General features: G+C 74.5%; 14 protein-coding genes and 1 pseudogene. 7 read left to right on the top strand and 8 right to left on the bottom strand.

Annotated features, from left to right (window positions below; translation table 11 throughout):
- Window positions 1-44: 44 nt before the first annotated feature.
- A pseudogene (locus tag ASD48_RS41815) lies at window positions 45-881 on the bottom strand (EamA family transporter); the annotation flags it as partial.
- Window positions 882-928: 47 nt separating this feature from the next.
- Here ASD48_RS41815 and ASD48_RS14115 point away from each other — a divergent pair.
- The 3 genes from ASD48_RS14115 to ASD48_RS14105 all read left to right on the top strand — a co-directional run bounded on the left by ASD48_RS14115 (window position 929) and on the right by ASD48_RS14105 (window position 5,712).
- Window positions 929-2,365, top strand: coding sequence for a PLP-dependent aminotransferase family protein (locus ASD48_RS14115; protein ID WP_057601928.1), 1,437 nt, complete (start codon window positions 929-931; stop codon window positions 2,363-2,365).
- Window positions 2,366-2,520: 155 nt separating this feature from the next.
- The gene (locus ASD48_RS14110; RefSeq protein WP_057601927.1) at window positions 2,521-4,104 is read left to right on the top strand and encodes an alkaline phosphatase D family protein; all 1,584 of its coding nucleotides are present in this window, start codon (window positions 2,521-2,523) and stop codon (window positions 4,102-4,104) included.
- Between the two features lie 231 nt (window positions 4,105-4,335).
- Window positions 4,336-5,712, top strand: coding sequence for a GNAT family N-acetyltransferase (locus ASD48_RS14105; RefSeq protein ID WP_057601926.1), 1,377 nt, complete (start codon window positions 4,336-4,338; stop codon window positions 5,710-5,712).
- Between the two features lie 289 nt (window positions 5,713-6,001).
- On the opposite strand, the gene ASD48_RS14100 is transcribed toward ASD48_RS14105, so the two are convergent.
- The gene (locus ASD48_RS14100) at window positions 6,002-7,252 is read right to left on the bottom strand and encodes a PLP-dependent transferase (RefSeq protein ID WP_057602004.1); all 1,251 of its coding nucleotides are present in this window, start codon (window positions 7,250-7,252) and stop codon (window positions 6,002-6,004) included.
- Window positions 7,253-7,312: 60 nt separating this feature from the next.
- On the opposite strand from ASD48_RS14100, the gene ASD48_RS14095 reads away from it, so the two are divergent.
- A complete protein-coding gene (locus ASD48_RS14095) occupies window positions 7,313-7,804 on the top strand; it encodes an Lrp/AsnC family transcriptional regulator (protein WP_057601925.1) in 492 nt (163 codons plus the stop codon).
- Window positions 7,805-7,837: 33 nt separating this feature from the next.
- Complete coding sequence (locus ASD48_RS14090; protein WP_057601924.1) at window positions 7,838-9,529, top strand: DUF885 domain-containing protein; 1,692 nt, start codon at window positions 7,838-7,840, stop codon at window positions 9,527-9,529.
- A gap of 64 nt (window positions 9,530-9,593) precedes the next feature.
- Here the strand turns inward: ASD48_RS14090 and ASD48_RS14085 are convergent, their stop codons facing one another.
- On the bottom strand, window positions 9,594-10,109 hold the full coding sequence (locus tag ASD48_RS14085) for a rhodanese-like domain-containing protein (RefSeq protein ID WP_057601923.1): 516 nt from the start codon (window positions 10,107-10,109) through the stop codon (window positions 9,594-9,596).
- A 140-nt stretch (window positions 10,110-10,249) separates the two neighbouring features.
- On the opposite strand from ASD48_RS14085, the gene ASD48_RS14080 reads away from it, so the two are divergent.
- Window positions 10,250-10,696: an Lrp/AsnC family transcriptional regulator gene (locus tag ASD48_RS14080; protein WP_054240409.1), complete on the top strand. Its 447-nt coding sequence runs from the start codon at window positions 10,250-10,252 to the stop codon at window positions 10,694-10,696.
- On the opposite strand, the gene ASD48_RS14075 is transcribed toward ASD48_RS14080, so the two are convergent.
- From ASD48_RS14075 to ASD48_RS14065, 3 genes are all read right to left on the bottom strand, one after another.
- Window positions 10,657-13,680, bottom strand: coding sequence for an SMC family ATPase (locus ASD48_RS14075; protein WP_057601922.1), 3,024 nt, complete (start codon window positions 13,678-13,680; stop codon window positions 10,657-10,659). The two genes, ASD48_RS14080 and ASD48_RS14075, sit on opposite strands and share 40 nt — an antisense overlap.
- Window positions 13,677-14,840 (bottom strand): exonuclease SbcCD subunit D, encoded by a 1,164-nt coding sequence (locus ASD48_RS14070; RefSeq protein ID WP_057601921.1) that lies wholly within the window; start codon window positions 14,838-14,840, stop codon window positions 13,677-13,679. The genes ASD48_RS14075 and ASD48_RS14070 overlap by 4 nt, the downstream gene beginning before the upstream one ends.
- A gap of 268 nt (window positions 14,841-15,108) precedes the next feature.
- Window positions 15,109-15,735, bottom strand: a complete 627-nt coding sequence (locus ASD48_RS14065; protein ID WP_057601920.1) for a YigZ family protein — start codon at window positions 15,733-15,735, stop codon at window positions 15,109-15,111.
- Between the two features lie 121 nt (window positions 15,736-15,856).
- Between ASD48_RS14065 and ASD48_RS14060 the strand changes: the two genes are divergently transcribed.
- Complete coding sequence (locus ASD48_RS14060; RefSeq protein ID WP_057601919.1) at window positions 15,857-17,824, top strand: APC family permease; 1,968 nt, start codon at window positions 15,857-15,859, stop codon at window positions 17,822-17,824.
- 52 nt (window positions 17,825-17,876) lie between these two features.
- Here ASD48_RS14060 and ASD48_RS14055 read toward each other — a convergent pair whose 3' ends face one another.
- Together ASD48_RS14055 and ASD48_RS14050 are read right to left on the bottom strand one after the other, a co-directional pair.
- Window positions 17,877-18,431: a histidine phosphatase family protein gene (locus tag ASD48_RS14055; RefSeq protein ID WP_057601918.1), complete on the bottom strand. Its 555-nt coding sequence runs from the start codon at window positions 18,429-18,431 to the stop codon at window positions 17,877-17,879.
- Window positions 18,428-19,180: a hypothetical protein gene (locus ASD48_RS14050; protein ID WP_057601917.1), complete on the bottom strand. Its 753-nt coding sequence runs from the start codon at window positions 19,178-19,180 to the stop codon at window positions 18,428-18,430. The genes ASD48_RS14055 and ASD48_RS14050 overlap by 4 nt, the downstream gene beginning before the upstream one ends.
- Window positions 19,181-19,194: the final 14 nt, after the last annotated feature.

The raw sequence follows: 19,194 nt of genomic DNA, 5'->3' as shown, positions 1-19,194 counted from the left end.
GGCCCGGAGGCACGCCGCAACACCCCGGCTCCCAGGGCGACTCCGGCCCCGACGAGGGCACTCCCCACGCCCTGGGCGGGGCCGTAGGAGCCCGTTCCGACGAGCGGGGCGGTGCACGCGGCCGCCACCGGGATGAGCCCGGAGAAGAGCGTGGCGCGCTCCGCGCCGATCCGCTGCATGCCCATGTACCAGCACACGAAGCCGACGACGGTGACGACGGCCGCCTGCCACAGCAGCGCGGCCGCCTCCGTGCCGTCCGGCCGCCGCAGCCACGCGCCGCCGTCCAGCAGCAGGCCGGTCGCGGCGGCCTCGGCCGCGGCGACCGCGCACACCGTGGCGGACAGCAGCCGGGGCCCGAGGACCCGCAGGACGGGCACGGCCAGCACCGCGAAACCGACCTCCCCGGCCAGCGCGCAGACCGAGTAGGCGATGCCCGCGCCGTCCGTGCGGCCCCACCCCTGCACCGTGAACGCGCCGACCGCCACCAGCGACGCCCCGGCCAGCACCGGACGGCGCGGCCGCCGCCCCTCCAGCAGCGGGACGACGACCGCCACGACGACGGGCGCGCAGCCCACGAGAACGCCGGGGACGGCAGGTTCCGCCGAGCGCTCGGCGGCCAGCACGGCCACGTTGAAGCCCACCATCCCGACCGCCGCGAGCAGCGCCAGGCGCAGCCACAGCCGCAGGGTCAGCGCGCGCAGCCGGAGCCCGGCCCCCGCCCCCACCAGGGGCACGAGCAGCAGACAGGCGACGCCGTAGCGCAGGGCCTGGCCGCCCGCGTACGGATAGCCGCCGAGGACGCTGTTGGCGGTGAACGAACCTCCGACGAGGAGGCAGGCGAGCGCGGCGAGCAGGGACCCGCGCAGGGTGGTCGCGTTCATGAAGGCGACGCTAGGAACGGCGGCGGTCCCGGTTAAGGTCCACTTCCATGACGCCATCGGGGACCAATCCAGGCCCGGGGCCCGGGTCGGCGGCCTGGGAGCTGCTGCTGCCGGCCGCCTCGGCCCCGCCGCGCGCGCGTGGCCGCGCGCTCCAGGCAGCCCTGCGGGACGCGGTCCGCTCGGGGCGGCTCGCGCAGGGCACCCGGCTGCCGTCGAGCCGGGATCTCGCCGCCGACCTCGGCGTCTCGCGCGGGCTGGTGACGGAGGCGTACGAGCAGCTGACGGCCGAGGGCTACCTGCGCAGCGGCCGCGGCGCCGGAACCTGGGTGAGCGGCGCCGTCCGGGCGGCCCGGCCCCGCGCGCGGGACCTCGCTCCGCGTCCCGCGGGCGTCCGGGCCGACTTCGTGCCGGGCACCCCGGACCTGTCGCTGTTCCCGCGCGCCGCCTGGGCCGCCGCGCAGCGGGGCGTGCTCGCCGAGCTGCCCCATCACGAACTCGGCTATCCCGACCCGCGCGGGCTGCCCCGGCTGCGCACCGCGCTCGCCGGGCTCCTCGCCCGCCGCCGGGGCGTGGTCGCCGACCCGGAGCGCCTCGTCGTCGTCTCCGGGGTGGCCCAGGCGACGGCGCTGCTCGGGCTGGCGCTGCACGCGCGCGGGACCGACACGGTGGGCGTCGAGGACCCCGGGAGCCCCCAGCACGGCTCCCTGTACGCGGCGGCGGGCGTCACCGCCGTGCCGCTGCCGCTGGACACCGAGGGGCTGGCCGTGGAGCCCCTCAGGTCCTGCGGGGTACGGGCGGTGGTGACGACGCCCGCCCACCAGTTCCCCACCGGGATCGCCTACTCCGCGCGGCGGCGCGCCGAACTGCTCGACTGGGCGCGGTCCGTGGACGGCTTCGTGGTCGAGGACGACTACGACGGCGACTTCCGTTACGACCGCGCTCCCGTGGGCGCGCTCCAGGGCCTGGACCCCGAGCGCGTGGCCTACACCGGGTCGGTCAGCAAGTCGCTCGCACCGGGCCTGCGGCTCGGCTGGCTGCTCGTTCCCGAGGCGCTGGCCGAGGAGGTCGTCGAGCGCAAGCGGACGATGGACCTCGGCCATCCCACGCTCGACCAGGCGCTGTTCGCCCGGTTCGTGGAGCGCGGCGACTACGACCGTCAGCTGCGCCGCTGTCAGCGGGCCTACCGGGAGCGCCGGGACGCCCTGGTGGGCGCGCTCGGGGAGCACTTCCCCGGGGCGCGGGTGTCGGGGATCGCGGCGGGGCTGCACGTCATCGCCGAGTTCCCCGCGCGGTACGGGCCGCGGGAACGGTTCCTCACGCGGACGGCCGCGGCCGGCGTCGAGGTGCGTGCGCTGGCGGACTACGCACACGCGCGTGCCGTGCGGGACGCGCACCTCCGTCTCGTTCTCGGCTACGCGCAGATGTCGCCCGCGCGCATCCGGGACGGCGTACGGCTGATGGCCGAAGCCGTCGCGGGCGGGTGACACGAGCGGGCGAAGCGGGCGGGTGCCACGGGACGTGCACGTCGGATCCCGGGTGCGCGCGGCCAGTTGTTCACCTGTGGTTTCCGTGTGCGCTGCGGCGCACCAGTAGTTGTGGCTGTGCACACCGGCCGGTTCCCGCCCCTGGAGGCCCTTCCATGTCACCCAGTCCGTTTCCCGGGCGCCGCGGCGTCCTGCGCGGCTCGCTCGCCGCTTCCGCGGCCCTGACCCTGCCCGCCGCCGGCGCGGCGCCCGCCTTCGCGCTGTCCGGCCGGCCCGGGGCGGGGTGGGGTGTGCAGACCGGGGACGTGACCTCCGACTCCGGGCTGGTGTGGGTGCGCTCCGACCGCCCGGCGCGGATGGTCGTCGAGACCGCGGCCACCGAGTCGTTCCGCGGCGCCCGCCGCTGGTACGGCCCGCTGCTCGGCGCCGGTACGGACTTCACCGGCACCACCCGGCTGCACGGGCTGCCCGCCGGCGAGCAGATCCACTACCGGGTGCTCCTCGCCGACCCGGACGACCCTCGGCGCACCGGGGAGCCGGTGACCGGTACCTTCCGCACCGTGTCCCCCGGGCGTCGGCGCGGGGTGCGTTTCCTGTGGTCGGGAGACCTCGCGGGCCAGGGCTGGGGCATCAACCCCGCACTGGGCGGTTACCGCATCTACGACGCGATGGCGAAGCTCGACCCCGACTTCTTCCTGTGCAGCGGCGACAACATCTACGCCGACGGCCCGATCACGGCGACCCAGGCGCTGCCCGACGGCACCCTCTGGCACAACGTCACCACCGAGGAGAAGTCCAAGGTCGCCGAGACGCTCGCCGAGTTCCGCGGCAACTTCCGCTACAACCTGCTCGACGAGAACCTGCGCCGCTTCAACGCCCAGGTGCCGTCCGTCATCCAATGGGACGACCACGAGGTCCGCAACAACTGGTACCCCGGCGAGGTGATCGCCGGCTCCGACGCCCGGTACACGGAGAAGAGCGTCGACGTGCTCGCGGGGCGCGCCCGGCGGGCGTTCGGCGAGTACTTCCCGATCTCGACCCTGCGTCCGGGTGCGCGCGAGGGCCGGGTCCACCGGGTGGTGCGCCACGGGCCGCTGCTGGACGTGTTCGTGCTGGACATGCGGACGTACCGCAATGCCAACTCCCCCGACGACCAGACCGTGGACCCGCAGGGCATCCTCGGCGCCGAGCAGCTGGAGTGGCTGAAGCGGGAGCTCTCCCGCTCGCGCGCGGTGTGGAAGGTGATCGCCGCCGACATGCCGCTCGGCCTGGTGGTACCCGACGCCACCGAGGGCAGGGCGAACATCGAGGCCGTCGCGCAGGGCGACCCGGGCGCGCCGCTGGGCCGTGAGCTCCAGATCGCCGAACTGCTGCGGTACATCAAGCACCGCCGGATCACCGGCACGGTGTGGCTGACGGCCGACGTCCATCACACCTCCGCGCAGCACTACCAGCCCTCGCGGGCCGCGTTCGGCGACTTCGAGCCGTTCTGGGAGTTCGTCTCCGGACCGCTCAACGCGGGCGCCTTCCCGGCCAGCGCGCTGGACGGCACCTTCGGCCCGGAGCGGGTGTTCGTGAAGGCGCCGACCGCGTCGAACGTCTCGCCCGCCGGCGGCTACCAGTTCTTCGGCGAGGTCGACATCGACGGCGGCAGCGGGGAGCTGACGGTGCGTCTGCGCGAGCAGAACGGGACCGTGCTGTTCACACAGGTGCTCCAGCCGGGACGGGTCGGCCAGTAGTCCGCGTCCCGTACCCTCGGAATCATGCCGCGCACCGGCGTCATCCCCCGGTGCGCGGCACCGTCGTGACACCCCGTACACGGCGCGATCGTAGAAGAATTAATAAAACGGGCATTGGGAACCTTTACCCATCAGTCACAAACCGTTCGTGATCACGCAACACCATTCCTCCACAGTGGCTGCATGACTCGAGACATGTCTGATGTGACGCGTGCGAAGCGCGGACGCCCTGTGCACCACTGGCGACGGGACGTGGTGGAGCTCGCCGCGCTGTTCACGGCGGTCGCGGTGGCCGACGGGGTGGCGAACCTGGTGGGCCACGGACCCGACGGTCCCGCGCTGCTGGCCGTCTCCGCCGTCGCGCTCGGCGCCACGGCCGGCTTCCACACCTGGTGGGCACGGCGCCACGGCCACGCGCCCCCCACGGGCGATACCGACGCCCGGCCGCGCTCCGAGGAGCCGCAGGCCGGGCCGTCGGAACTCCCCTCCCAGGTCACCGAGGAGAGCACCCTGTGGCGGATGCGGACGACGGTGAAGGACGCCCCGGGGTCACTGGCCGCGCTGTGCGCGGCGCTCGCCGGACACCGGGTGGACATCCTGAGCCTGCAGACGCACCCGCTGGGCGAGGAAACCGTGGACGAGTTCCTGCTGCGCGCCCCGGGCGGCCTGGCGGCGGCCGAGATCACCCGGGCCGTGGCACGGGCGGGCGGCAACGGCACCTGGATCGAGCGGGCCGACGCCCACGACCTCGTGGACGCACCGACCCGGGTCCTCGGCCTGGCCGCCCGCACCGCTCTCGACGCCGCTGAACTACCCTTGGCACTACGTCAGTTGCTGGGCCGCTGCACGATCCGTTCGCTGCCCGCCGCGCCGGGTGGCAGCGGCCGTGGGCAGGAGGGCGTGCCCGTGGAGGGCGTACTGGAGGACACCGTGATGCGCCTGCGGGCGCCGGAAGGCGGAGTGATCACCGTGGAGCGGCCGTATCTGCCGTTCACCCCGACCGAGTTCGCCCGTGCGCGGGCGCTGGTGGAGCTGGACGCCCGGCTCGGCCCGCGGGTGCCGCGCGGTCAGGACGTGCTGACGCTGCCCGAGGGCAACGCCATCACCGTGCGCCGGGCCGACCCCGGTGACCTGGCGGCGGCGAAGGCGATGCACGACCGGTGCTCCTCGCGCACGCTCGGGATGCGCTACCACGGGCCCGTCGGCGACGCCGACCGCTACCTCAGGCACCTGCTCAGCCCCCGCTTCGGCCGCACCCTGGCCGTACAGACCCCGTCGGGACGCGTCGTCGGCCTCGGCCACCTGCTGTGGGACGGCGACGAGACGGAGGTCGCCCTGCTGATCGAGGACCAGTGGCAGCGGCGCGGCATCGGTGCCGAACTGCTGGGCCGGCTGGTGGCGATGGCCGTCGAGGCGGGCTGCGAGAGCGTCTACGCCGTGACACAGGCCTCCAACACCGGCATGGTCGCCGCCATGCGCGGTCTCGACCTGCCCCTCGACTACCAGATCGAGGAGGGCACCCTGGTCATCACCGCACGCCTGGACGGCGCGGTGACCCGGGCGCGGGCCGGCTCCGGGCGGTACGACGAGCGCGTCGCACGCGACTGAGTCACCGGGCACCACGCGGCCCGGTGGTTCGACCACACCGCCGGGCCGTCCGCACACGGCTCGCCGGACACGCACGCCGTACCCGGACCGCCGTACCCGGACCGCCGCACACGCACGCCGTACCTGTCGGCTCACCTCCATCCCGGCCGCCTCGGCCACCCCGACTGCCTCGGCCGCCTCGGGGGCCGGTCGCGCGGGCGGAGGTCTCCGGCCACCCCCGGGGGGCCGGAGGCAGCGCGTCCGGGCGGGCCCGGCCCCGCCGGAGCGCCGCACGGTTCGCCGCCCTCGGTCACCCGACGGCGACTCCGCGCCCGGCCCGGTCGGCCGTGGCGTCCGTGGCCGCCGTGGCGTCCGTGGTGTCCGCCGCGTCGAGCGCCCCTCGCAGGTCGTCCCACAGGTCCTCGACGTCCTCCAGGCCGACCGAGAGCCGCAGCAGCCGGTCGCTCACGCCCGCGCCCCGGCGCTCGTGCGCGTCCACGATGCGATGGCTGATGGACGCCGGGTGCTGGATGAGGGTGTCGACGCTGCCCAGGCTGACGGCCGGGGTGATCAGACGGACCCCGGCGATCACCTCGTGCGGGTCGCCGTGGACCTCGAAGGCGATCATCGCGCCGCCGATCCGCGGATAGTGGACGCGGGCCACCCGCGGGTCGGCGGCCAGCCGCCCGGCCAGGTCGGCGGCGGTCGCGGAGGCGGCCCGCACCCGCACCGGGAGCGTCGACAGGCCCCGCAGCAGCAGATAGCCGGCCAGCGGATGCAGGACACCGCCGGTGGCGAACCGTATCTGCCGGAGCCGCCCGGCGAACTCCTCGTCGCAGGCGACCACGCCTCCCAGCACGTCGCCGTGTCCGCCCAGGTACTTGGTGGCGCTGTGCAGGACGAGCCGCGCGCCCTGCTCGGCGGGGCGCTGGAGCACGGGCGTCGCGAAGGTGTTGTCGGCGAGCAGCGGGACCGAGCCGCAGGCGTGGGCGACGGCCCGCAGGTCGACCTCGGCGAGCGTCGGGTTGGCCGGCGACTCGACCATGACGAGACCGGTGTCCGGGCGCAGCGCGTCGGCGATCCCGGCCGGGTCGGTCCAGGTGACCTCCGAGCCGAGCAGTCCGGCGGTCAGCAGGTGGTCGCTGCAACCGTAGAGGGGTCGTACGGCGACGACGTGCCGCAGCCCCGTAGCGGAGCGCGCGAGCAGCACCGCGCTGAGCGCCGCCATCCCGCTGGCGAACGCGACCGCGCTCTCGGTGCCTTCGAGGCGGGCGAGGGCCGTCTCGAAACGGGAGACCGTCGGGTTGCCCAGCCGGCCGTAGACGGGCGGTCCCTCCGGCTCCGCACCCGTCGCGGCGAACGCGTCGATGCGGGCGGCCTCGGCGCGGCTGTCGAACGAGGGGTAGGTGGTGGACAGGTCGATCGGCGGGGCGTGCAGGCCCTGACGGGCCAGGTCGTCCCGCCCGGCGTGTACGGCCTCGGTGGCCAGTGCGCGGGGCGCTCTCGACGCGGGTCGGCGTACGTCGTCGTACGCGTGCGTGCTCGCTGAGGCTGAGTCCATGCACCGCAGGGTGAACATCGAACGGGGTCTCGTAATCGAACACCGTGCTACGTTCGGCACATGGCTGAATCCGTCGCACTGGATCCGGTCGATCTCCAGCTGCTGCGGCTGCTCCAGAACGACGCCCGGACCACCTACCGTGACCTCGCGGCGCAGGTCGGGGTCGCGCCGTCGACCTGTCTGGACCGGGTCACGCGGCTGCGCCGCTCGGGCGTGATCCTCGGCCATCAGCTGCGGCTCGATCCGGCCAAACTGGGGCGTGGCCTCCAGGCACTGCTGTCGGTACAGGTCAGGCCGCACCGGCGGGAGTTGGTGGGGCCCTTCGTGGAGCGGATCCGGGGGCTTCCGGAAGCGCTCACCGTCTTCCACCTCACCGGGCCCGACGACTATCTCGTCCATGTCGCCGTCGCGGACATGGCGGATCTGCAGCGACTGGTGCTGGACGAGTTCACCTCGCAGCGGGAGGTGGCCCGGGTCGAGACGCGGCTGATCTTCCAGCAGTGGGAGTGCGGGCCCCTGCTGCCGCCGACGACTTCGGGACAAACCGCGTGACGTGCGCCACCGCCTCGTACGAGGATGGAGTCCATGTCACAGACCAGCAGCCCGCTTCCCCGCGAGGTCGCCGACGCGTATGTCGACGACCTCATCGCCCTCGACCCGGTGACCGGCACCTACCTCGGCGTGCAGGAGAGTTCGAGCCGTCTGCCCGACTACTCGCCCGCCGGCCAGGCGGCGCTCGCGCAGCTGGCCCGGGACACGCTGGCCGCGCTCGACGAGGCCGAGCGGCGGCCCGGCGCCGACAGTGACATCGAGCGCCGGTGCGCACGCCTGCTGCGCGAGCGCCTGACCGCGGAACTCGCGGTGCACGACGCCGACGAGGCACTGCGCACCGTCGGCAACATGGCCACCCCTCCGCATCACGTGCGCGAGGTGTTCACCGTGACCCCCACCGAGACCGACGCGGACTGGGCGGCGGTCGCCGAGCGGCTGCGCGGGGTGCCGGCGGCCCTCGCGGGCTACCGGGAGTCCCTGGCGCTGGGTCTGGAGCGCAAGCTGTACGCGGCGCCGCGGCCGACCGCCACGTTCGTCGGGCAGCTCACCGAGTGGTCGGACACGGACGGCGAGGGCCGCGGCTGGTTCGAGGACTTCGTGTCCGCCGGGCCCGACGCGCTGCGCGCCGAGCTGGACGAGGCCGCGCGCACGGCGACCGCGGCCGTCGTGGAGCTGCGGGACTGGATGCGCGACGTGTACGCGCCGACGATCGAGAGCGCGCCGAACACCGTCGGCCGGGAACGCTACGCCCGCGCGGCCCGCTACTTCAACGGCACCGACCTCGACCTCGACGAGGCGTACGCGTACGGCTGGGCGGAGTATCACCGGCTGCTCGCCGAGATGAGGAAGGAGGCCGAGAAGATCCTGCCGGGCGCGGAGACCCCCTGGGTGGCTCTGGCCCATCTCGACGAGCACGGCACGCACATCGAGGGCGTCGACGAGGTCCGCGACTGGCTCCAGGGCCTGATGGACCAGGCGATCGAGGCGCTCGACGGCACGCACTTCGAACTCGCTGAGCGGGTCCGGAAGGTGGAGTCGCGCATCGCCCCGCCCGGCGGCGCGGCCGCCCCGTACTACACGCCCCCGACGGAGGACTTCTCGCGGCCGGGCCGCACCTGGCTGCCGACGATGGGGCAGACCCGCTTCCCGGTCTACGACCTCGTCTCCACCTGGTACCACGAGGGCGTCCCCGGCCACCACCTCCAGCTGGCGCAGTGGGCACACGTCGCCGGGAACCTCTCCCGCTACCAGGCCTCCGTCGGCATGGTCAGCGCCAACTGCGAGGGCTGGGCGCTGTACGCGGAACGGCTGATGGACGAGCTCGGTTTCCTCACCGACGCGGAGCAGCGGCTCGGCTATCTGGACGCGCAGATGATGCGGGCGGCGCGGGTCATCGTCGACATCGGCATGCACCTGGAGCTGGAGATCCCGGCGGACTCCCCCTTCCACCCGGGCGAGCGCTGGACCCCGGAGCTGGCCCAGGAGTTCTTCGGCGGGCACAGCAGCCGCCCGGCGGACTTCGTGGAGAGCGAGCTGACCCGCTATCTGACCATCCCCGGCCAGGCGATCGGCTACAAGCTCGGCGAACGGGCCTGGCTGCTGGGCCGGGAGAAGGCCCGCGAGCGCCATGGGGACGCCTTCGACCTCAAGTCCTGGCACATGGCGGCCCTTTCGCAGGGCTCGCTGGGCCTGGACGACCTGGTGGACGAGCTGGCGCGGCTCTGAGACACGTTTCGGGGCCGTGCGTGGCGGAATCGGAACGCCGCCGCGCCCGGCCTCGAACGGGCGGTCAGCAGCCGCAGTTCTCCGCGTCGACGGGCGCCGTGAGCGGATCGGCGGCGCGCCGCTCGCCGCCCTCCCAGGTCTCGTACGCGAAGCCCTCCCGCGCCCAGTACTCGAAGCCGCCGAGCATCTCCTTGACCCGGTAGCCGAGTTCGGCGAGCGCGAGGGCGGCGCGGGTGGCGCCGTTGCAGCCGGGCCCCCAGCAGTACGTGACGACCGGCACGTCCGGGTCGAGGAGCCGCGCGGCCTGCTCGGCGATGAGCGCGGTGGGCAGGTGGACGGCGCCCGGTATGTGGCCCTGGTCCCAGGACTCGGTGGAACGGGAGTCCAGCACGACGAAGCCGGGGTCACCGTCGGCGGCGAGGGCCGCCGCCACGTCGGAGACGTCGGCGTGGAAGGCGAGGCTCGCCCGGAAGTGGGCGGCGGCCTCGGCCGGGGCCGCGGGGGCGACGCGCAGGACGGGGTTGACCGTGGTCGCGGCGGCCGTGCCGGTCGTGGTGGTGAGCGGGGTCAAGGGGGTCATCGCGGGGGCCCTCCCGTGGGGTTCCGGCTGGTCACTGCTCTCTACGACCTGAAATCTACGACCGGTGATCCCTCTCCCTGAAGGGGTGTTCCCCGGCCCGAACCTTGCCCCGCCGGGGATTCCCCTGCTATTTCTCGGACATGACCGCGTATTCCCCGGACGCCACCGACTGGCGCATTCTCGAGGTCCTCCAGCGCGAGGGCCGGGCCAGTTTCGCCGACCTGGCACGTGCCGTGGCGATGTCGGCGAGCGCCGTCACCGAGCGGGTACGGCGGCTGGAGGAGGCGGGCGTCATCCAGGGGTACGCGGCGGTGGTGGACCCCGAACGGCTGGGGCTGCCGATCCTGGCCTTCGTGCGGCTGCGCTACCCCAACGGCAACTACAAGCCGTTCCACGACCTGGTGGCCGTCACGCCCGAGATCCTCGAGGCACACCATGTGACGGGCGACGACTGCTTCGTGATCAAGGTCACCGCCCGTTCGATGCGGCACCTCGAAGAGGTGTCGGGCAAGATCGGCGCGCTGGGCTCGGTGACGACCAGCGTGGTCTACTCGTCGCCGCTCCCCAGGCGCCCACTGGGCCGGTAGCCCCGCTGCTGCACCAGCGACCCCGATCTCCCCTTGACGACCTCCAGCTGGGCGTGGATCCGCCGCCGCAGGTCGGCGACATGGCTGACGATGCCGACGCTGCGGTCGCGTTCGCGCAGCGAGTCGAGGACGTCGAGGACCTCGTCGAGGGTCTGGTCGTCGAGGCTGCCGAACCCCTCGTCGATGAAGAGGGTGTCGAGGCGGACCCCGCCCGCCTCGTCGGTCACGACGTCGGCGAGACCGAGGGCGAGGGCGAGCGAGGCGAAGAAGGTCTCGCCGCCCGACAGCGTGGCCGTGTCCCGCTCGCGCCCGGTCCAGGCGTCGACGACGTGCAGTCCGAGCCCGCTGCGACCGCGCCCGGCCCGGTCGTCGGAGTGCACCAGGGTGTAGCGCCCCGAGGACATGCGCTGGAGACGGACGGTCGCGGCGGCGGCGACCTGTTCCAGGCGTGCGGCCAGGACGTACGCCTCCAGGCGCATCTTGCGCTCGTTGTCGGCTGAGGTGCCCGCGGTGAGACCGGCCAGCCGGGCCACCCGGTCGTACTCCTCGCGCAGCGGCCCGAGCCGGCGTACGCCGTCGCTCGCCCGCGTGGAGAGCTGGTCGAGTTCGGCACAGCGGCGGGCGGCCGCATCCTGGGCGGAGGCGGCCGTGCGCAGCCGCTCGGCCGCGGCGGCCGCCGACCGTTCCGCGGCCGCGAGGTCGGCGGGCGGCTGCTGGGCCGCCGCCGCGGTGTCGGGTTCGGCGAGGACGGCCCGAACGGCGGCCTCCTCGGTCTGCCGGGCGTCGAGCCGCCGTTGCAGCTCACGGTGGGCGGTGTCGTCGAGAAGGGCGTCGGCGGCGGCCCGCGGGGTGTCGAAGCCGGCCCGGAACGCGGCTTCGTCGAGCCGTCCGTCGGCCGCCTTGAGACGCTCGGCAGTGCCCTCGGCGACGCGGACGGAGTCGGCCGCTTCGGTGAGCCGCGCCGCCAGCTCCTCCAGTTCGGCGGCGCGCGCGGCGACGCTCTCCGCGGCACCCCGGGCCTGCGCCAACTCCTCCTCCAGGGCGACCCGCTCGCGCTCCAGGCGGTCCCGGTGGCCCACCCGGGAGGCGGTCCGCACCGCGGCCTCGCGCTGCGCCGCCGTGCGGCGCTCGTGCTCCTGCTCGGCCTGGCGCAGCTCCTCCCGCGCGGGGTGCAGCGCGGAAGCCTCCCGGCGCGCCCGCGCGTAGTTCTCCTCCCCCTCCTCGGCCTCGGCGGCGAGCCGGTCCGTCGGGGTGTCGCCCGCCTCGGCGGTCGCGGCGGCGAGCGCCTCCCGTACGAGGCCGAGTGCGCGTTCGTCCTGGGCCTGCCGTTCCTCCGCGTGCCGGGAGGCGGTGAGCGCCCGTTCCTCGGTCTCACGGTCGACGTGTCCTTCGACCCTGCGGGCGGGCGCGGGGTGCTCGGTGGCGCCGCAGACGGCGCACGGTGTCCCGTCGGCGAGGGTGGCGGCCAGTTCGGCGGCGATTCCGTTCAGGCGCTGCTCCTTGAGGTCGAGCCAGTGCGCGCGGGCCGCCTGCGCCTGCTCGCCGGAGGCGAGCGCCTTGTGCTGGGCGGCCTCCAGGTCACGGGCCAGTTCGTCGCGCAGCCGGGCCGCCTTCAGGCGCCGCTGCGTGGGCTCGCGCCGGCCGTCGAGCTGTTCGGCGCGGGCGGCCGCCTCCTGGGCGGCCTCGACGCGGGCCCGGAGACCCGCGCGGACGGCCTCCCAGTCCGCGAGCCAGGCCTCGGTCTCCGTCAGGACGTCCTCGTCGTCGCGCTCCCGCCGGTCCAGGTCGGCCCGCTCGGCGACGAGACCGGCCAGCCGTCGCTCGCCCCGGCGGGCGGACTCCAGCCCGCCCAGTTCCTCGGCCGTCCGGCGGGCTGCGGCGGCGAGCCCGGCGGCTCCGGCGTCCGCGAACCGCCGCGGCAGCAGGTCCCTCGCGCGGGCCGCGCGGGCGCAGGCCCTGGTGTGCTCGGTGTCGGCGGCCTCGCGCAGCTCCAGCGCCGGCGCCACCGACTCGGCCTTGCGCGCCCGCTCCATCCGCGCCTGCGCCTCCCGGTGGTCGCCGGCCCGCTCCTCCAGCAGGGCGGCCCGCTCGCGCGCGTCGGCGAACCGCCGCTGGAGCCGGGCCCGTTCACGGACGTCCTCCAGGGCGCGCTCGGCGGCGGCCTGCGCGGACTCGGCGGCGAGGCGGCCGCAGTGGGCGGTCGTCAGCAGCTCTCGGGAGGTGCTGCGAGCGACGGCGGCCGCGGCCAGCACCGCCTCGGCCAGCCCGGGATCTCCCGGGGCGAGCTCCGGCAGCTCCATGGCCTCCCCGGCGACCTGCTGCATCCGGTGGGCGTCGGCGAGCAGGGCGGAGTCGCCGTCACGCACGCGTGCCTCGGTGGTGCGGCGGCGCTCGACGAGCCGCTTCTCGACCTCGGCGAACCGCCGGGTGTCGAAGAGGCGGCCGAGGAGCCGGCCGCGCGCCTCGGCGTCGGCGCGCAGGAAACGGGCGAAGTCGCCCTGGGGCAGCAGCACGACCTGGCAGAACTGCTCGCGGCTCATGCCGAGCAGCTGGGTGACCTCCTCGCCGATCTCCTGGTGGGAGCGGCTGAGGTCCTTCCAGGCACCGGCGACCGCGTCGTACTCGCGCAGCCAGCTCTGCGCCTTCTCGACCGTCGTGCCCGTGCCGCGCTTCTTGGGCCGCTCCCAGGGCGGCTGCCGGGTGACCTCCAGCCGGCGCCCCGCGACGGTGAGTTCGAGGGTGACCTCGGTGCGGGTGCCGGGCGCCGCGTGGTCGCTGCGCAGGGTCAGGCCCTGGCCGCTCTGCCGGGCGCCGGGTACGGAGCCGTACAGCGCGTAGCAGACGGCGTCCAGGACGGAGGTCTTGCCGGCGCCCGTCGGCCCGTGCAGCAGGAAGATCCCGGCGGCGGAGAGCTCGTCGAAGTCGACGCTCTGCGGGGTGCCGAAGGGGCCGAAGGCCGTCAGGTCGAGCCGGTGCAGCCTCACCGCGCCACCTCCCGTACCGCGTCGTCCGCGCGCACCGCGTCGAAGGCGTCGCGCAGCACGCCCTGCTCGCGTGCGTCGGGGCCGGCCCCGCGCACATGGGCCACGAAGTCCTCGGCGATCTCCTGGTCGCTGCGGTCGGCGAGGCGCCGGGCGTACGACACGTCGGGGTCGTCGGGCGCGCGCTCGGGGGCGAAGACGAGGCTGAGCGTGTGCGGGAACCGCTGGGTGAGCCGGGCCATGGGGTCGGCCGGGCGGGCGGCGTCGGTGAGCGTCGCCTCGACCCAGGCCTCCTCGTGCGGCGTGAGCGCGGGGTCGGCGAGCAGCTCCTCCAGGGGGCCGCGGATCCGGGCCAGCGCGCGCGGCACCGGGCAGTCGATCCGCTCGGCGTCGACCTCCCCCTCGGGGCCGAGGTCGACGAGCCACATGGTCTTGCGGTGCTCGCTCTCCGAGAAGGAGTACGGCAGCGGGGAGCCGGAGTAACGCACGCGCTCGGTGAGGGTCTGGCAGCCGTGCAGGTGCCCCAGCGCGGTGTAGTCGACGCCGTCGAAGACCCCGGCGGGCACCGAGGCGACCCCGCCGACGGTGATGTCCCGCTCGCTGTCGCTGGGCTCGCCGCCGGTGACGAAGGCATGGGCGAGGACGACGGAACGCGTCCCGCGCGCGCGGGTGGCGAGGTCGGCGCGGACCCGGTCCATCGCGGCGGCCAGCACGGTCTCGTGGCCGGCCTTCTCCACGCCGAACTCGTCCTTCACCAGGGCGGGTTCGAGATAGGGCAGGCCGTAGAACGCCACGTCCCCGTGGGCGTCGGCGAGCACCACGGGCGTCCCGGCGGCGGCCGGGTCGGTACGCAGATGGATGCCGGCCCGCCCGATCAGCCCGGCTCCGACCCCGAGCCGGCGGGCCGAGTCGTGGTTCCCGGAGATCATCACGGTGGGCACTCCGAGGCCGGCGAGCCGGTGCAGCGCGTCGTCGAACAGTTCCACCGCGGCGAGCGGGGGCACCGCGCGGTCGTACACGTCTCCCGACACGACCACCGCGTCGACCTCGCGCTCACGCACGGTCGCGACGAGGTGACCGATGAACTCGGCCTGGGCGCCGAGCATGTTCACCCGGTGGAACGCCCGGCCGAGATGCCAGTCGGAAGTGTGCAGGAGCCTCATGATCCTCGAGACTAACGGCCGGGTCTGACATCACGGGCGGTTACTCCCGTATCGCACCGTCATACCGGCCGACATAAAGGGGTGTTACGGACATTCGTCCCACGCATCCGCTCAACGTGTCACGCGTCACGCGTCACGAGTCAGGCGTCACCCGTCAGGCGTCACCCGTCAGGCGTCAGGCGTCAGGCGTCACCAGGTCGTCCGCCCCGCGACGGACGCCGCCGCCTCACGCGTCACGCCTCACACCTCAGGCTTCACACGTCAGGCCTCACGCGTCCCCGTAGGCCTCCCCGCCCAGCTCGAACCCCGCCGTCCCCGCCGTCGCGTCCGCGAGCCAGGCGCGGAAGGCGTCCACGTCGGCGTCCGGCAGACCGATCTCGATGGTCACCCGCTCGCCGTAGCGGACGTCGCGTACCGCGCGGCCCGTCGAGTGCAGGTCGTTCTGGACCTTGCCCGCGCGCTGGTGGTCCACGGTCACCGTGGCCAGCCGGAAGCGGCGGCGGGTGAGGGTGCCGAGGGTGTCGAGGGCCTCGCCGACCGCGCCCCCGTAGGCCCGGATGAGACCGCCCGCACCGAGCTTGACCCCGCCGTAGTAACGGGTGACGACGGCGACGACGTACCGCATGTCGCGGCGCAGCAGCATCTGGAGCATCGGGACGCCCGCCGTGCCGCCGGGCTCACCGTCGTCGCTCGCCTTCTGGACGGAGGCGTCGGCGCCGATGACGTACGCCCAGCAGTTGTGGGTGGCGTCGGCGTGCTCCTTGCGGACGGACGCGATGAAGTCCTGGGCCTCCCGCTCGGTGGCCGCGGGGGCCAGGGCGCACAGGAAGCGGGAGCGGTTGACCTCGGTCTCGTGCACGCCCGCGTGGGCGACCGTGCGGTACTCGTCCTGCATCCGGTCAGCCTATGCGGTGATCGCTGAGTCGCCGTCGCCGGAGGGCCGGGCGACGATGTGCGGGACGACCGAGGGTGGTGACCGTGGAACGTGGCCCGACCGATCGCGGGGAGCGCGCAGCATGACCGGCACCCGGGTGAAGGGGAGCAGCGCGGGTCCGGCGTCCTCCCGGTGGCGGGCGTGGCTCCTGGAGGGGCTCAGCGAGCGGACCGCCCGTCATCCGGGCCCGCACGCCACCCCGCAGGCAAAGGAGAAGGGCCACCGCTGGTGGCGCGTGATGTGCCTGACGGGTGTCGACTACTTCTCCACGCTCGGCTACCAGCCGGGGATCGCCGCCCTCGCCGCCGGTCTGCTGTCCCCTCTCGCGACGCTCGTGCTGATCGCGCTGACGCTGCTCGGCGCGCTGCCGGTGTACCGCCGGGTGGCGCACGAGAGCCCGCACGGCGAGGGCTCGATCGCCATGCTGGAGCGGCTGCTGCCGTGGTGGTCGGGGAAGATCCTCGTGCTGGTGCTGCTCGGGTTCGCGGCCACCGACTTCATGATCACGATCACTCTGTCGTCCGCGGACGCCGCGGCGCACGTGGTGGAGAACCCGTTCGCCCCGCACTGGATGACCGACGGCAACGAGTGGATCACCCTGCTGCTGGTCGGCGCGCTGGGCGCGGTGTTCCTCAAGGGATTCCGGGAGGCCATCGGCATCGCGGTGCCGATGGTGGCGACCTATCTCGCGCTGAACCTCGTCGTGCTCGGCGTCTCCGCCTGGGAGATCCTCACGCACCCCGTGCGGATCGGCGACTGGACCGACGCCCTGAGCGCCGAGCACTCCTCGCCGTGGGCCATGGTCGGTGTGGCCGTGCTGGTCTTCCCGAAACTGGCGCTCGGTATGTCCGGCTTCGAGACCGGGGTGGCGGTGATGCCGCAGGTCAAGGGTGATCCGACGGATACCTGGGAGCAGCCGAGGGGGCGGGTGCGGGACACCCGCAAACTGCTGACCACGGCCGCGCTGATCATGAGCTGCTTCCTGCTGCTGTCCAGTCTGGCGACGACGATCCTCATCCCGCAGGACGACTTCGAGCGCGGCGGTCCGGCGAACGGCCGGGCGCTGGCCTATCTCGCGCACGAGCATCTGGGCGAGGCCTTCGGCACGGTCTTCGACGTCTCCACCATCGCGATCCTGTGGTTCGCGGGCGCCTCCGCGCTGGCGGGTCTGCTGAACCTCGTCCCGCGCTATCTGCCCCGCTACGGCATGGCGCCCGAATGGACGCGCGCGGTGCGCCCCCTGGTGCTGGTGTTCATGGCGGCCGCCGTCTGCATCACCCTGTGGTTCAACGCGAACGTCGACGACCAGAGCGGCGCCTACGCGACCGGGGTGCTGGTGCTGATGCTGTCGGCGGCGTTCGCGTCGACCGTGGCCGTGCACCGGCGGGGCCGCCGCCGGGCCGCGCTCGGCTTCGGCGCGATCACGGCCGTCTTCGCCTACACGCTCGTCGCGAACGTCATCGAGCGACCGGACGGCATCAGGATCGCGGCGATCTTCATCTTCGCGATCCTGGTCACGTCGTTCGCCTCACGGGTGCGCCGCGCCTTCGAGCTGCGCGCCGCCGAGGTCACCTTCGACGAGCCGGCGGCCCGGTTCGTCGACGGGGCCGCGCGGCACGGACCCCTCCAGCTCATCGCCAACGAGCCGCGGGAGCACAGCACGCGCGCGTACCGCTCCAAGGAGTGGGAGCAACGCGAGCACACCCCGATCCCCGGCGGCGGTCCGGTGCTCTTCCTGGAGGTGTTCGTGCGGGACTCCTCCGACTTCACGGCGGACATCACCGTGCGGGGCGACGAGAAGCACGGCGTCCGCCGGCTGCGCGTCTCCGGCCCCACGGTGCCCAACGCCATCGCCGCGGTCCTGCTGGCGCTGCGCGACCGCACCGGGCAGGTGCCGCACGCGTACTTCAACTGGACCGAGGGCAACCCGGTCGGCCACCTGATCCGGTTCCTCGTCTTCGGCGACGGCGAGGTCGCCCCGGTCACCCGCGAGGTGCTGCGCCGCGCGGAGCCCGATCCCGGGCGGCGGCCGCGCGTGCACGTCGGCTAGGGCGCGTCCGACAATTCCCGCCGGGCGCGCGACGCGAATGGTCGGACACGCCCTAGGGCTCCTGCGGCTTGCGGCCCCTCGGCACGGTCATCGACGTCAGCAGGGCCGTGCCCGGCGCCAGGGACCGCCAGCCGGTCCCGTACCAGGCCAGGACGGCGATCGCCGACGTCGGGAACTTCAGCCGCACCTCGTCCAGGACCTCGCCCGGACCGTCCCCGGCCAGGTCGAGGACCAGTTCCTCCAGGCCGGGGTTGTGCCCGACCAGCAGCAGCGTCCCGACCTCGGTGGGCGTCTCGTGGACGACCTCCAGGAGCTCACGGACGACGGCCCCGTAGAGCCGCGGGTCGAAGCGCACCGGGGGCGGCGGGGTCTCCCACTCGGCGGCGGCCAGTTCCCAGGTCCCGCGGGCGCGGGCGGCGGTGGAGCACAGGGCGAGGTCCGGGACGCAGCCGGCTTCGGCGAGCGCCCGGCCCGCGGCGGGCGCGTCGCGCAGGCCGCGCGGGGCGAGCGGCCGCTCGTGGTCGGGGACGCCCTCGGGCCAGGCCGACTTGGCGTGCCGCAGCACCACCAGCCGGCGCGGGGATGTCCCGCCGCCGGACCCGGTCACGCCGGGGCTCCGAGGTCGCGGGTGAGTTCGAGGCCGAGGAGACGGTCGGCATAGGCGTAGCTCTCGAACCGGGCGCCGTCCGGCAGCTCGGGCCCGGCGGTCTCCACCCACCGCAGTACCCGCAGCACCTCGGGCAGGTCCAGGTCGTCCTCCCAGGCGGTACGCAGCCGTGCGCGGACCTCGTCGGGAACGGGCCGCGAGGGCCGCCGCGCCCACTCGGCGACGGCTCGCCGCCAGCCTGTGAGGGTGTCCCGGGCCTCGCCCAGCGCGTCCGCGTCGAGCCGCAGGGGCCGGGTGCGGGGCTGGGAGAGAAGGGCCAGCCGCAGGACGGCGAAGTCGGGGTCCGCTCCCCCGGGGCCACGGCCCGGTCCCCCGGGCAGCGCGCCCTCCGCCGGCGCGACGGCGACGCACACCCCGTGGGGCGTCCGGCCGCCCTCCTCCACCACGTGCAGGATCTGCGCCTCGCCCACTCCGGCGCCCGCGCCGAGGTCGCGGCCGTCCTCGAAGGGGTGCATGCCGAGGGCGGTGGCGCCCGCCCGGAGTTCCGCCTGATCGCGTTCGCCGGACAGCAGCGCCCATACGGGCGTGCCGCCGAGTTCCAGCGCGCGGACGAGCAGATCGGCGACGAGGAGGACCCGGAGCGACCCGGCCCGGTACCCCGAGGCATGCGCCTCCACCCGGGTCAGGCCACGGCGGAGGGGGGCGGCGACGACGGGTTCGCCGGTTCGGGCGTCGATGAGGCTCAGCACGAGGCGAGCCTAGG

Source organism: Streptomyces sp. Root1310, assembly GCF_001426425.1.
Taxonomy (GTDB): domain Bacteria; phylum Actinomycetota; class Actinomycetes; order Streptomycetales; family Streptomycetaceae; genus Streptomyces.
Note: the sequence above shows the minus strand (reverse complement) of the source record. Positions and strands in the feature narration are given on the sequence as shown.

Coding starts and splice junctions, on each gene's coding strand:
- ASD48_RS14090 (WP_057601924.1), top strand. CDS start 7,838: ATGTCACAGACCAGCAGCCCGCTTCCCCGCGAGGTCGCCGACGCGTAT.
- ASD48_RS14060 (WP_057601919.1), top strand. CDS start 15,857: ATGACCGGCACCCGGGTGAAGGGGAGCAGCGCGGGTCCGGCGTCCTCC.
- ASD48_RS14115 (WP_057601928.1), top strand. CDS start 929: ATGACGCCATCGGGGACCAATCCAGGCCCGGGGCCCGGGTCGGCGGCC.
- ASD48_RS14080 (WP_054240409.1), top strand. CDS start 10,250: ATGACCGCGTATTCCCCGGACGCCACCGACTGGCGCATTCTCGAGGTC.
- ASD48_RS14095 (WP_057601925.1), top strand. CDS start 7,313: ATGGCTGAATCCGTCGCACTGGATCCGGTCGATCTCCAGCTGCTGCGG.
- ASD48_RS14100 (WP_057602004.1), bottom strand. CDS start 7,252: ATGGACTCAGCCTCAGCGAGCACGCACGCGTACGACGACGTACGCCGA.
- ASD48_RS14070 (WP_057601921.1), bottom strand. CDS start 14,840: ATGAGGCTCCTGCACACTTCCGACTGGCATCTCGGCCGGGCGTTCCAC.
- ASD48_RS14085 (WP_057601923.1), bottom strand. CDS start 10,109: ATGACCCCCTTGACCCCGCTCACCACCACGACCGGCACGGCCGCCGCG.
- ASD48_RS14110 (WP_057601927.1), top strand. CDS start 2,521: ATGTCACCCAGTCCGTTTCCCGGGCGCCGCGGCGTCCTGCGCGGCTCG.
- ASD48_RS14065 (WP_057601920.1), bottom strand. CDS start 15,735: ATGCAGGACGAGTACCGCACGGTCGCCCACGCGGGCGTGCACGAGACC.